The following is a 12,386-nucleotide window of genomic DNA, read 5'->3' as shown; positions in this document are numbered from 1 at the left end:
CCGCCGCCGTTACCGTTGTCCTTGATGGGACGTCATGGGTGGAATTCGGGGGCAGGGCGGTGGCGGCTCACCGCGCTGCTAGGGGTGGGCGCGGCGGCTCTGGCACTGGTGGTGACGCTCCTCAACACGCTCCCGGGCAACGGTGTGAACACCGACGGCACCTCACGCGACGGCGACAAGGTGCACGGCAACCCGACCGCCACGCCGGACGCCACGAACCCGGAGGTGGGCTGGGGGTTCACGCACACCCAGTACAGCGCCGACGAAGGCGACTCCGCCGCCGTCAAGCGCGTCGAGGGACGGCTGGCCGACGCCGGGGGACTGCCGCAGATCCAGCACATCATGGGCTGGGGCTCCGACAATCCCGAGCCGGTCGAGGGGCGTTACGACTTCGAGGCGATGGACCGCCGTATCGACTTCATCCGCGCCTCCGGCAGCACCCCCGTGGTCACCCTGTGCTGCGCCCCCGACTGGATGAAGGGCGGCAAGGCCGGCGTCGACAACACGAACTGGAGCCAGGCCGCCCTGGAGACGCCGCCCGAGCCCGGGCACTTCGAGGACTTCGCCGCGCTCGCGGTGACCGTCGCCAAGCGCTATCCGGACGTACGGCACTTCATCGTGTGGAACGAGTTCAAGGGCTTCTGGAACGATGCCGAGGCCCGCTGGGACTACGAGGGCTACACCCGGCTCTACAACCTGGTCTACAAGGCGCTGAAGAAGGTCAACCCCGACATCATGGTCGGCGGGCCGTACCTCGTGATGGACAGCGTCGACCCGCGCGCGCAGGAGGCGTCGACGGAGCTGAAGGGCTCCTGGGGCGCCATGGACCAGCGCACGATCGACGCCTTCGAGTACTGGAACCGGCACAAGACCGGCGCCGACTTCGTCGTCGTGGACGGCTCCAGCTACACCCGGGACGACGAGCTGCTGCCCGACGAGTTCACGGCCACGGACAAGTTCACGGCCGTCAGCCAGTGGGTGCGCCGGCAGACCGGCGATCTGCCGCTGTGGTGGGCCGAGTACTACGTCGAGCCCGCCGACGGCAACGACGACCGCAAGGACTGGTCCGAGGCCCGCCGGGTCGCCGTACAGGCCACCGGGATGATCGCGCTGGCCAAGGGCGGCGCCTCCTCCGCCTTCTACTGGAACCCACAGGAGGAGCGCGGCACCGAATGCGCCGGCTGCCTGTGGACGCCGACCGACACCGCGGGCGGCGGTGCGAAGCTGCCCATGTACGACCTGGTGGCCCGCTTCGGCAAGGAGTTCCGGCCGGGCACCGAGTACCAGAAGGTATCCGTGGACAAGCCCGATGTGCGGGTCCTGGCCACGGACAGGACGGCCCTCGTCGTGAACACCCTCGACCGGCAGACCAGCGCGAAGATCGACGGCGAGAAGGTCGAGCTGCAGGCGTACGAGGTCAAGTGGCTCAAGCGCTGAGCCACTTGACCGTCACGCTCCTCACTTGATCGTCAGGAACCGCTGCACCAGCGAGGCCAGCAGCACCGCCAGCAGCGGCAGCGAGAACCAGAAGCTGCTCTGCAGCCAGCGCAATTGCCGCACGCTCGGCGCCATCGCCACCCGGACGATCTCGCGGGCCATCAGCAGCACGATCAGCGCGAGCGCCGCGAGCCCTCCGACCACCGACCACGGCGTCCAGGTCACCTGCGGCCCGATCGGACCGGGATCGGCCTTCGGGGCCTCGCCGGCCGGCTGCTTGCGCAGCGCGTACATCGTCACGTCTGTGTTGGCGAAGACCTTCTTCAGCTCCTGCCGCTTGTCCAGGTTCTGGATCAGCCGTGGCTCCCAGGTCGCCGAATAGCCCACGTCCATCCGCAGATAGGTGACCTGACCCCGGTTGATCATCAGATACGAGTTCGGACCCGCATCCTTGAGGGCCTTGACCAGTCCCGACACCAGTACCGGGTCGGTCGGCGCCAGCGTGGGCAGGTACTCCACCTTCTCCATGTCCTGGGAGCCCCACGGCATCGACGGAGTCACGACGTTGACCGGGTCGTTGCTCAGCCACAGCAACCGCACCGTCGGATCGTCATGGGCGTACACGTACTCCATGGCGGCGACCTCGCCGGGCAGGATCCGCTCGAACGGCTCGTTGCCCCAGCGGGCCACCAGGAAGCCGCCCATGAGCACCAGGCCCGCCATGAGCGCGGCCAGCGGCGCGAGGCTCACCCGGTCCTTGTCGCGCTCCTTCGTGGTGATGCCGGTGCGCGGGAACAGGGCGAGTCCGGCCAGCAGGGCCGCGCCGGGCAGGGCGAACATGAAGACGCGCAGCGCCATCTCGCCGCCGTACGACTGCATGCCGAAGCCCAGGAACGGCACGAAGGTGAGGACGAGCAGCGAACGCTCCCGGTAGTTGTGGAAGCGCCGCCGCCACCAGCCCCAGCAGGCGAAGGCCATCACACCGCCGGCCAGCAGCACACGCGTGTAGAGGACGAGCTTGTGCGTCGAACTGCCGCCCTCGATGCGGCCGGAGACGGAGGACGACACATTGCTGCCCACACCGCCGACCCCGCCGAAGAGCTCGTCGAAGTGCCCGGACCAGTACGGCTCGGCCAGGAAGCCGATCCAGACCGTCACCATGACGCCGAACAGGATCGGCAGACCGCGCAGTTCCGACTTGCCGATCAGGACGAGTGCCGTCAGCACGCCCAGCATCACGAACGGCGTGAGCTGGTGGGCCGGCACGCTCGCCGCGAACAGTCCGATCACGACCATCAGCAGCACGGCCCGCTGCCGCCGGCCCGTCGGCTCGACCTCGACCTCGCCGGGCCGCCGCTTCGTCCAGATCACGCGGGGCGCGCGGAACCAGACCAGCAGGATCGCCGCGAACACCAGGTACAGCAGATACGTGAAGCCCTGCGGCGAGAAGTAGTCCTGGCCCACCCAGCCGCTGAGCACGAAGATCCAGATGCCGGTCCACTTGGCGCGCCAGCTCGCCCGCATCGAGCGCACGAGCAGGAACATCGGAACCAGGTACAGCAGTTGGACGGCCAGCGGCCACCAGCGGATGACCTCGCTCAGATCGCTGACCCCGCAGGCCTTCGCGGCGAACGCGGCCACCGCGAAGAAGCCCGGCCAGCTCCAGCGCGCGTCCAGGTCGGGCACCGCCGACCCGGTGCGGTCGATGTAGTCGAGGAAGCCGAGGTGCTGCCAGGCCGTCGCGAACCGCGGCTCGGTCTCGATCAGAGCGGGCAGGGCGTGCAGCGACACGACCGTCGCGAGCAGCGTGATCAGCAGCAGCGCCCGGTGCTCGCGGCCCAGCCACAGCAGCGAGGCGAACACCACCGTCAGCAGCGCCGCCCCGACCAGGGTGGGCAGCGGCAGCACGGAGATCAGCCCGAGCCCGCCCATCTTGTCCAGGTCGCTCTCGCCGAGCCGCAGCGCCGGCACCCAGTACAGCAGCAGTGCGGCGACCAGCAGACAGCCGAGGACGACCCCGAGGCGCGTGGGCAGCAGCCGCTCACGCCAGGTGAGCGCGGGCGCCGCGGGCTGTCGTACGGCCTCTTCGTGCATGGGCGGCTCTTCCCGTACGGCTGACTCCCGCCGTACGACGGCCTCCTCCCGTACGGCAGCCTCCTCGCGCTCCTCCGGTACGGCACCGTCGCTCGCGTCCGCGTCGCTCGCGTCCAGGTCGAACTCGGTCTCGGCGAACGGCGCGTCCACCTCGGCCGGCCCCAGCGATGCCTCCGAGCCGGGCTCCCGCTCCTCGACCGGCAACCCCACTTCCGGCTTGCGTGCCCAGGTCGGGCGGTGGTCCGGGCGTACCGGCGGGGTGCCCGTGGGCGGCGTACCGGGCCCCGGGCGGACGTCGGGCCGGCGTTCCAGGTGGTCGAAGTCGACGTGGATGCCGAGGGCGAGCGTGTCGGTGTCGAGCGCCCAGCCCGGCCCCCGCTTGCGCGCCCCGTCGGCCACCTCGCGCGCCCCCAGGTCGGCGAGATCACCGTCGGGCGCCGCACCCGCGGGCACCTCGGCCGAGGTCGCCCGCACCGTCTTGTACAGCTTGGGCGCCGCGATCGTGACGATCACCGCGAGGGACACGATCTCGGCGACACCGGCGCCGGTCAGGCCCATGCGGGGGAGCAGCAGCAGTGTCAGACCGAGCACCAGGGCGCACAGCAGGCCCTGCAGCCAGGCCAGTCCGGCGGTGCGGCTCTGCGCGCGCAGGACGGCGAAGTACGTCTCCATCACGACCCGCAGCAGCGCGCCGGCCGCGAACCAGCGCAGCAGCGGCGTGGCCGCGTCCGCGTAACCCTGGCCGAAGACGCCCAGGATCCAGGGCGCCCCGAAGAACAGGATCGCGGCGACCGGCACCATGATCCGCGCCATGCGCTTCAGCGCGGCCCGGGTGTTGGCGGCCAGCCGCCCCGGGTCGTGCGAGCCCTCGACCGTGAGGGAGGCGCCCATGTTGATGGCGAGCAGATTGACCGTGCCGCCGATGGTGGCCGTGATGTAGAAGTACGCGTTGTCCTCGGCGGAGACCTGCGCGGCCACGATCACCGGGATCAGATAGACCACGGCGAGGGAGAACAGGGAGCCGGTGTAGTCGCCGGCCAGGAACTTCCCGATCTCCTTCAGGGACGGGGGACTGATGCGGTCCTCGGTGGCCTGCACATGGCGCGGCACCAGACGCCGGAACACCAGCCAGCCCAGCGGCAGTACGGACACCGCGATCGCCGCGACCCACGACACGAAGACACCGGCGGTCGGGATGGCCACCGCGAAGGCCACCAGCAGAGCCAGTTTCACCGCGGAGAACACGGTGTTGCCGACCGGCACCCACACCGCGCTGCGCAGCCCGGTCAGCACGCCGTCCTGGAGCGTGAGCAGGTTCCAGGCGATGACGGCCACGACGAAGAACAGCCCGTTGACCGGCCCGCCCAGGAACCGGTACGACGGCCCCCACAGGTCCAGCGTCAGCAGGAAGACCCCCGCGGCCAGGGCCACGACCACGCAACTGCCCGCGTACGTCCGGAAGATCAGGCGACCGCACTTACGTCCCGCGACCGGGATGAACCGGGCCAGCGCGCCCGTCAGCGTCACCGCGGTCAGACCCGCGAGGAACTTCATCGCGGCGATCGCGGCGGAACCCTGGCCGACCGCGGACTCGGAGTAGTAGCGGGCGGCGGCCAGCCAGAAGCCGAGCCCCAGCACCGCGGAGACACCGGTGTTGATCATCAGGGCGTAGGCGTTGCGGAACAGCTGGCTGCCCCCTGAGGACCCGCCCATGCCGGGCAGGCGAAGGCGGCGCCCCGACTGCTCGGGCGCCGGCGCGTCGGTCGATGCGGGCTCGGTGGTGGTCGTCGTGTCAGACACGGGAACGGATGGCCTTCCGGCGGACCTGTCGGGCTCTGCGGACGACGGCGTACCCCTTGGTGAGGGCACGGTCCCTGGCGAAGCTGCGGGCGATCGCACGGCCTTCGACCATCCGCCCGAACTCCTCGATCGAGGTGGTGCGGCGCACGGTCAGGCGGGTGAGCGCGTACGGCCCCTGCCGGCGCCGCGCCAGACCGTTGTTGACGGCGAGCGCCTGTTCGTACCCCGTCTCGCGCACCGCCTCGCGCACCCGGCGGCTGGAGTAGCCGTACGGGTAGGCGAACGAGGCCGGGACGCTGCCCAGCCGGTCCGAGATGATCTCCTTGCACAGGATCAGCTCGGAGCGCAGCTGATCGTCCGGGAGCTGGTCGAGCTGGGGGTGCGTATGGCTGTGGCCGCCGATCTCGACGTCCGCCCCGGCGAGTTCGCGGACCTGGTCCCAGTCGAGCATGGTGTCCAGGCCGCCGCCCATGTCGTGCGGGCCCTTCAGCCAGCCCGTGGAGACGAACACCGTGGCCGCGAAGCCGTGCTTGGCGAGCACGGGCAGGGCGTGCCGGTGCACGCCCTCGTAGCCGTCGTCGAAGGTGATCAGCACCGGCCGCTCGGGCAAGGGCCTGCCCGAGCGCCAGCGCGCGGCGAGGTCGGCGGTCCTGACGGGCGTGAGGCCCAGGTCGCCGATCAGCGCCATCTGCTCCGCGAACGCCTCCGGCGCCACCGACAGTTCGCGGGTGGCGTCGTTCGGCGAGGTGGAGACGGCGTGGTACATCAGGATCGGCACGCGCGTGTCGGTCATCTGCTGCCCCCCTCTGCGCCGGCTGCCCCCTCGCCGCCGGCTCCCGCTCCGGTCCCCGCCACCGAGTACGTAACGCCGCCCCGGCGGACCCGGACACTCCCCACCACGTACCCACCGGCGGCCGTGAGCACCCCGGCGACGATCGCGCCGGCCCGCCCCGCACCGCCCGGTCGGGCCAGCACGGCGTCCCGCAGCCCGCGCGCGACTCCGGCCGGCAGGACCCGGGTGGCGTACCGGCGCTCCGACTCAAGTCCCTTGTCGGCGCCGACACTTCGAGCCACCAGGGCCTTGGACAGCCCCTCGGCATAGGTACGCGTGCGGAAGTACCGGAAGTGCTCCCGCGGCCCCGGCACCCGGTGATGGATCACCGCCCGGTCGTCGATCAGCAGGACCGCGTCGGGCTTGGCCCGGGTCAGGCGGATGCACAGCTCCGTCTCCTCGCAGCCCAGCGGCAGCCGGTCGCCGTCGCGTCCGATGCCGCTGGCGAAGCCGCCCGCGAAGTCGAACGCCGTACGCCGGAAGGAGGCGTTGCCACCGAGGACGTTGCGCACCTTCACGAGCCCGCGTGGCAGGCCGCGGTAGGTGCAGCCGACCACCCAGTCGAACTCCTCCGGAAACCAGGCCGGGCGTCGCCCCGACGCCCAGATCGGCTCGGTGCGCCCGCCGACGGCCATGACACGCGGGTCCGCGTACCCGGCCGCGAAGTGCTTCAGCCAGTCCCGCTCGGCCACCGCGTCGTCGTCGAGGAACGCGATGACCTCGCCGTACGAGGCGGCGATGCCGGTGTTGCGGCCCGCCGACAGGCCACGGGGGCCCGCGTTGGCGAACACCCGCACATCGGTCGCTTCCTTGTACTCCTTGGTCAGCCGGTCCAGGAGCGCCTCGTTGTGGTCGACGACCAGCAGCGTCTCCAGGGCCGGATACGACTGCGCCCGCACCGAGGAGACCGCCGCGAGGATGTCCTCCCAGCGGTCCTCGGTGTACACGCAGATCACGACGGAGATGTCGGGACCGCTCAAGACGCCTCTCCCCGGACCGAGTGAACCGGGTGCGCCGGCTGAACCGACGGCACCGAGCCGAGCGTCGGGGAGTGCGCCGCGGCGGTGCGGCGGCGCAGAGCACGCCGGTTGGAGCGCTCCTTGAGGATCACCTTGAGCACCCGCAGCCCGTCGCGAACGGCCCGCAGATTGCTCGTGCCGTGGATGCGGAGGTACTCGTGGCTCGGTATCTCCTGCACTTTCAGGCCCGCCTTGACGACCCGGATGTTCATCAGGGTCTCCACCTCGAAGCCGGTGCAGTCGAGGTCGATCTTGTCCAGGCAGTGCCGCCAGAACGCGTTGTAGCCGTAGCAGAGGTCGGTGTAGCGGGCGCCGAACTTGCGGTTGACCGCCGTGCACAGTGCCCAGTTGCCGAGCTTGCGGATCGGCGTCATGTCGTCGGTGCCGCCGCCGTTGGCGAAGCGGGACCCCTTGGCGAAGTCCGCGCCCGAGACCAGGGCGGAGACGTACGACAGGATCTCGTTGCCGTCGGCCGAGCCGTCCGCGTCGACCATCACGATGATGTCGCCGGTGGCCGCCTCGAACCCGGTGATCAGGGCATCCCCCTTGCCCTTGCCCCGCTGCCGCACGACCTTGACGTCAGGCCACAGCTCGCGGGCCACCTCGACGGTGTTGTCGGTGGAGTTGCCGTCGACCAGGACCACTTCGTGTATCCAGTCCGGCAGTGTCTTGAAGACGTACGGAAGGTTCTCCGCCTCGTTCATGGCCGGGATCACCACGCTGACCGGTGGTGCGATGGCCAGATGCGTGGAGACGGGCCGGTACTTGCCGACAGTTGACGGACCTTGGTCCGCGACCGCCGGGCGCAGAAAAGAACTCATGAGTCTGGTCCCTCTCGTCCGGTGGACCGCCCGCCCCTGGGCGGCCCGGCATTGTGTCCGGTTCGAAAGGGGGGTTCTCACGTACGGCACGGACGAATGGATCTCCGGGCACGCATGGTGAGCTGGCATATCTGGCCGACCACCGATAATCGGCAGCCGGTCGCGCGGCACGACTCGGTCACAAGTGCGGACACCGTCACCGAGCACCCCCCTACCGCGCCTCGCGCCGGGACTGTCGCGGGTCTTGAGCCCTCCCCTAGAACCGCTTGGTGACAGTCCGATGCGAGTGAGATGTACGACGGTATTGATGATTGAGACTGTATGGCAAGAGCTGGAACGAGCTCTCACGTTTTTGTTGGTTTGACCGTAACCGGCCGGGTTGTCTTGACCGTCACCGACGTCCCGAGCGGATCTTCCCCATGCTCTTCAGCAGCCGGTCGGCCGGTTCGAACAGCTCCGGCCGGGTCTGCACGGTGTTGCGCAGCGCCCGGACCGGGGCACGGCGTGCCCGGTGTCCGAACGCGACCGGGTGACGCCGGGTCACCCACCCCTCCGACACCTGCAGCTCACGTGTCTTCAGGGAGTCCTTGTACTCCTTCTGGCCCCGGCCGAGGTCGAGATGGGCGATGCCGTCGGCGGCGGCCGCCTCGGCCATGCGCAGATGCAGGACCAGCCCCGGGGAGTACTTCGAGAACGCCGGATCGTACGCCGGGAACCAGCAGGCCAGCACCCTCTCGGTGCGCAGCCCGAAGTGCGCCGCGATCGGCTTGCCGCCCGCGTAGAGCACCGACAGGATCCCCGCGAACGGCTCGGAACGGGTGTGGAACAGCTGATCCACCAGCCCGGTGATCCACTCGTGCGCGAACCGGTCGCTGCGCCCGGTCCTGCGGTACTGCGCGGACTTCCAGGCCATCAGCGTGCGCAGGGCCGCGGGATCGCGCTCGTCGTGCACATAGCGCACGCCGTCGTGATCCCGGCCCAGCTTGCGCTCCTTGGCGAGCGTCGACTTCGTGAACTTCGGTGACCGCTCGCGCAGTTGGCTCAGATACGCCTCGTACCCCTGGTCGATGTCCATGACCGGTGACGGGAACGTGCCGGACGCCGCCTCCTCGAACGCCGCCTGGCCCCCCACCAGGTGGTCGAACTCGAATACGGCGAGCCCGCACGCCTTCAGCAGCTCCCGGGCGTCCCAGGTGAACCCGGGCCGGTGCACCACCCCCTGCGCGTCCGAGACGCCGAGCCCGATGGCCCGGCCGACTCCGGTCGCCGTTCGCTGGAACGGGAAGAACGCCGCCGGCTCGCCGCCCTCCCGCACGACCGCGATCCGCACCCCGCGCCGGCAGCGGCCGACCGCGAGGGCGAACTCGGGCGAGAGGAAGGGGTTGGCCAGTTCGGGCGACCCCTGAAGATGGGCCTTGGACTGCATCGATGTCCACGCCGCCCGGTCGGCGGAGCTGAGCTCGCCGGGGCGGTACACGCTGATGTCCACGTCAGTCAGTCCGCCTTCGCGTCGTACGGCCGCGCAGTCGCCGCACCAGAACCAGCAGGAGAATGAAGGCGCTGATCGCGGTCACGGCCACGATCCCGCCGCGGACCGACCACCGGTGCACGGCCAGCATGCCCTGGGCCACCAGCATGTTGACGACGACCGCGCCCGCAACCGCGGCCACGGTCCTGCCGAAGGGTTCCAGTCCGCGCAGCGCCGCGGCGATCGCCACGGCCGGTGCCGCGAGCAGGAAGAACAGCGTGAACGGGCCGCGCAGCGGTGACTGCGAGCCGACGAGCGCGAGAACCGCGCCGAGTCCCCCCACGGCCGTCGCGGCGCCCGCGAGCAGCGGTGTCAGGTCCCTCCCCGGTCCTGACCGCTCCCGCTCGGCGTCCTGAGACGCACCTGTCTTGCTACTTAAGGTCTGCATTGGCGACTTTGCCCCCCGAAGCGCCGGATGCCGGGCTTCAATGTCGCTCAGCTCCGTGGGGGCCGTCAAGACGTTCCCCGGAGACGGTGGGCGTCTCCGGGGAACGGGTGGTTCTGGTCGTACGGGTGTGCTGTTACGGGACGAGCTTCAGCAGCCGGTTGGGCGAGCCGGCGCCCGGGCCGGTGACCACGTTGGTGGTGGCGCCGCCCGTCAGGGCAGAGGCGACCGAGGCCGGGGTGGCCGAGGTGTGGTTCGCCAGGTAGACCGCCGCCGCGCCCGCGACGTGCGGGGTCGCCATGGACGTACCGGAGATGGTGTTCGTCGCGGTGTCGCTGGTGTACCAGCCGGCCGTGATGGAGGAGCCGGGGGCGAAGATGTCCAGCACCGAGCCGTAGTTGGAGTAGCCGGCCCGGGCGTCCGAGCTGGTGGTGGCGCCGACGGTGATCGCCTCGGTCACGCGGGCCGGGGAGTACGAGGAGGCGTTGGCGTTGCTGTTGCCGGCCGCGACGGCGTAGGTCACTCCGCCGGCGATGGAGTTGCGCACGGCCGTGTCCAGCGTGGTGGAGGCGCCGCCGCCGAGCGAGAGGTTGGCGACCGAGGGGCCGGAGTGGTTGTTGGTCACCCAGTCGATGCCCGCGATGACGCCGGCGGTGGTGCCGGAGCCCGCGTTGTCGAGCACGCGCACCGCCACGATCTTCGCCTTCTTGGCGACGCCGTAGGTCGAGCCCGCGATCGTGGTCGCCACATGGGTGCCGTGGCCGTTGCCGTCGGAGGCGGTGGTGTCGCCGTCGACCGCGTCGTAGCCGTAAGTGGCACGGCCGCTGATCTGCTGGTGGGTGATGCGCACACCGGTGTCGATGACGTACGCCGTCACGCCGCTGCCCGCGCTGTCCGGGTAGGTGTAGGTGCCGGAGAGCGGAAGCGCGGACTGGTCGATGCGGTCCAGGCCCCAGGGGGCGCCGGTCTGCGTGGTGTCGGCCACCTGGACGCGCTGGTTCTGCTCGACGGACGCCACGGCCGGGTCGGCGGCGAGTTGTCTGGCCTCGGTTGCGGAGAGGCCGGCGGTGTAGCCGTTCAGCGCCTTGGTGAACGTTTTGCTCACCGAGCCGCCGTACTCCTTCACCAGGTCCTTGCCGGCGGCCGAGGAGGCCTTGAGGCCGGCGCTCTTCTTCAGCGTGACGATGTAGCTGTCCTTGATCGCCGTGGGGGAGCCGGCGGCCAGGACGTTCCCCTCGGCCGGGGCGGCCTGGGCGGGGAGGGAGGTGAGCCCGCCGACGAGGGCGGCGGTCGCCAGGCCGGTTATCGCGGCGAACCGGATTTTGTCGCTACGCAGTTGTGCCATTACGAGGGAGTCCTCCTCAAGGCGGTGCGCAGGTGGTGCGCGCACATGTGGGGGGTGCGTGCGCTGTCGCACGCACGGCCCTGGGACGTTGCGTTCCCGTTCCCGAGCCGAGGTAAAGGATCTGTGGTCCCGAGGTGGCGGACAAGGGAGTTGACGACCTGTCAACAATGCTGTCATGCACACGAAATGCACCACATGGCGAACGCACAGGGAGGAAGTCGTGATGTCCGGGAAAGTCTTGGCATGGACACTTCCCGTCAACACGCGTAGTTGGTACGACGGTTAAAGCAGAGATCCTGCTATAGGGAGGTTCCATGAGACGTTCCCGACTTTCCGTATACGTCGCCTCACTCCTCCTCGCCGTCGGCACCGCCCTCACCGGGGCTGCGACGGCGCAGGCCGCAGACAGCGCCGCCGCAGGCGGCTATGTGGCCCTCGGCGACTCCTACTCCTCGGGCCTCGGCGCGGGGAGCTACATCGGCTCCAGCGGCGACTGCAAGCGCAGCACGAAGGCGTACCCGTACCTCTGGGCCGCCGCGAACTCACCCTCGTCGTTCGACTTCACGGCGTGCTCGGGCGCTCAAACGGGTGATGTCACGGCCAGTCAGCTCGGCCCCCTCAGCTCCGCCACCGCACTCGTGTCCATCTCCATCGGCGGCAACGACGCAGGCTTCGCGGACATCATGACGACCTGTGTGCTGCAGGGTGACAGCGCCTGTGTCTCACGCATCAACACCGCGAAGGCGTTCGTCGACTCGACGCTGCCCGGCAGGCTCGACAACGTCTACACGGCCATCCGGACCAAGGCCCCGTCCGCCCATGTGGTCGTGCTCGGCTACCCCCGCTTCTACAAGCTGAGCGCGTCGGGCTGCATCGGCCTCTCCGAGACCAAGCGCAAGGCGCTCAACGGCGCCGCCGACTACATCAACGCCGCCACCGAGAAGCGCGCCCTGGACCACGGGTTCACCTTCGGCGACGTACGGCCCACCTTCACCGGGCACGAGCTCTGCTCCGGCAGTTCATGGATGCACTCCGTGAACTGGCTCAACATCCCGGAGTCGTACCACCCGACGGCCGCGGGCCAGTCGGGTGGTTATCTGCCGGTTCTGAACGCCGCGGCCTGAA

The 12,386-nt window shown here is 70.0% G+C and carries 9 protein-coding genes; 2 read left to right on the top strand and 7 right to left on the bottom strand.

From position 1 onward, the window contains the following. Window positions 1-24 precede the first annotated feature (24 nt). Entirely contained in the window at window positions 25-1,437 is a 1,413-nt protein-coding gene (locus tag ACZ7L5_RS24415) for a GH39 family glycosyl hydrolase (protein WP_471518724.1), read from the top strand. A 21-nt stretch (window positions 1,438-1,458) separates the two neighbouring features. Here the strand turns inward: ACZ7L5_RS24415 and ACZ7L5_RS24410 are convergent, their stop codons facing one another. The 7 genes from ACZ7L5_RS24410 to ACZ7L5_RS24380 all read right to left on the bottom strand — a co-directional run bounded on the left by ACZ7L5_RS24410 (window position 1,459) and on the right by ACZ7L5_RS24380 (window position 11,261). Next, a complete protein-coding gene (locus ACZ7L5_RS24410; protein WP_471518723.1) occupies window positions 1,459-5,331 on the bottom strand; it encodes a lipopolysaccharide biosynthesis protein in 3,873 nt (1,290 codons plus the stop codon). Then, window positions 5,324-6,124: a polysaccharide deacetylase family protein gene (locus ACZ7L5_RS24405; RefSeq protein WP_471518722.1), complete on the bottom strand. Its 801-nt coding sequence runs from the start codon at window positions 6,122-6,124 to the stop codon at window positions 5,324-5,326. Before ACZ7L5_RS24405 ends, ACZ7L5_RS24410 begins: the two co-directional genes overlap by 8 nt. Continuing rightward, complete coding sequence (locus tag ACZ7L5_RS24400) at window positions 6,121-7,143, bottom strand: glycosyltransferase family 2 protein (RefSeq protein ID WP_467478636.1); 1,023 nt, start codon at window positions 7,141-7,143, stop codon at window positions 6,121-6,123. Before ACZ7L5_RS24400 ends, ACZ7L5_RS24405 begins: the two co-directional genes overlap by 4 nt. Further along, window positions 7,140-8,003, bottom strand: a complete 864-nt coding sequence (locus ACZ7L5_RS24395) for a glycosyltransferase family 2 protein (protein ID WP_471518721.1) — start codon at window positions 8,001-8,003, stop codon at window positions 7,140-7,142. The genes ACZ7L5_RS24400 and ACZ7L5_RS24395 overlap by 4 nt, the downstream gene beginning before the upstream one ends. A gap of 391 nt (window positions 8,004-8,394) precedes the next feature. After that, window positions 8,395-9,492 carry a GNAT family N-acetyltransferase gene (locus ACZ7L5_RS24390; protein ID WP_471019148.1) on the bottom strand — a complete coding sequence of 366 codons (1,098 nt, stop codon included), beginning with the start codon at window positions 9,490-9,492 and terminating at the stop codon, window positions 8,395-8,397. 1 nt (window position 9,493) lies between these two features. Continuing rightward, on the bottom strand, window positions 9,494-9,919 hold the full coding sequence (locus tag ACZ7L5_RS24385; protein WP_362380938.1) for a hypothetical protein: 426 nt from the start codon (window positions 9,917-9,919) through the stop codon (window positions 9,494-9,496). 133 nt (window positions 9,920-10,052) lie between these two features. Then, window positions 10,053-11,261 carry a S8 family peptidase gene (locus tag ACZ7L5_RS24380; RefSeq protein WP_471518720.1) on the bottom strand — a complete coding sequence of 403 codons (1,209 nt, stop codon included), beginning with the start codon at window positions 11,259-11,261 and terminating at the stop codon, window positions 10,053-10,055. 314 nt (window positions 11,262-11,575) lie between these two features. Between ACZ7L5_RS24380 and ACZ7L5_RS24375 the strand changes: the two genes are divergently transcribed. Beyond that, window positions 11,576-12,385 carry an SGNH/GDSL hydrolase family protein gene (locus ACZ7L5_RS24375; protein ID WP_471518719.1) on the top strand — a complete coding sequence of 270 codons (810 nt, stop codon included), beginning with the start codon at window positions 11,576-11,578 and terminating at the stop codon, window positions 12,383-12,385. Window position 12,386: the final 1 nt, after the last annotated feature.

The sequence above is a fragment of the Streptomyces sp. NPDC107528 genome (genome assembly GCF_055639295.1).
Note: the sequence above shows the minus strand (reverse complement) of the source record. Positions and strands in the feature narration are given on the sequence as shown.

Bases quoted from the DNA above. Each gene is read 5' to 3' on its own strand.
- ACZ7L5_RS24405 (WP_471518722.1), bottom strand. From the start codon at position 6,124: ATGACCGACACGCGCGTGCCGATCCTGATGTACCACGCCGTCTCCACC.
- ACZ7L5_RS24375 (WP_471518719.1), top strand. From the start codon at position 11,576: ATGAGACGTTCCCGACTTTCCGTATACGTCGCCTCACTCCTCCTCGCC.
- ACZ7L5_RS24380 (WP_471518720.1), bottom strand. From the start codon at position 11,261: ATGGCACAACTGCGTAGCGACAAAATCCGGTTCGCCGCGATAACCGGC.
- ACZ7L5_RS24395 (WP_471518721.1), bottom strand. From the start codon at position 8,003: ATGAGTTCTTTTCTGCGCCCGGCGGTCGCGGACCAAGGTCCGTCAACT.
- ACZ7L5_RS24415 (WP_471518724.1), top strand. From the start codon at position 25: ATGGGACGTCATGGGTGGAATTCGGGGGCAGGGCGGTGGCGGCTCACC.
- ACZ7L5_RS24385 (WP_362380938.1), bottom strand. From the start codon at position 9,919: ATGCAGACCTTAAGTAGCAAGACAGGTGCGTCTCAGGACGCCGAGCGG.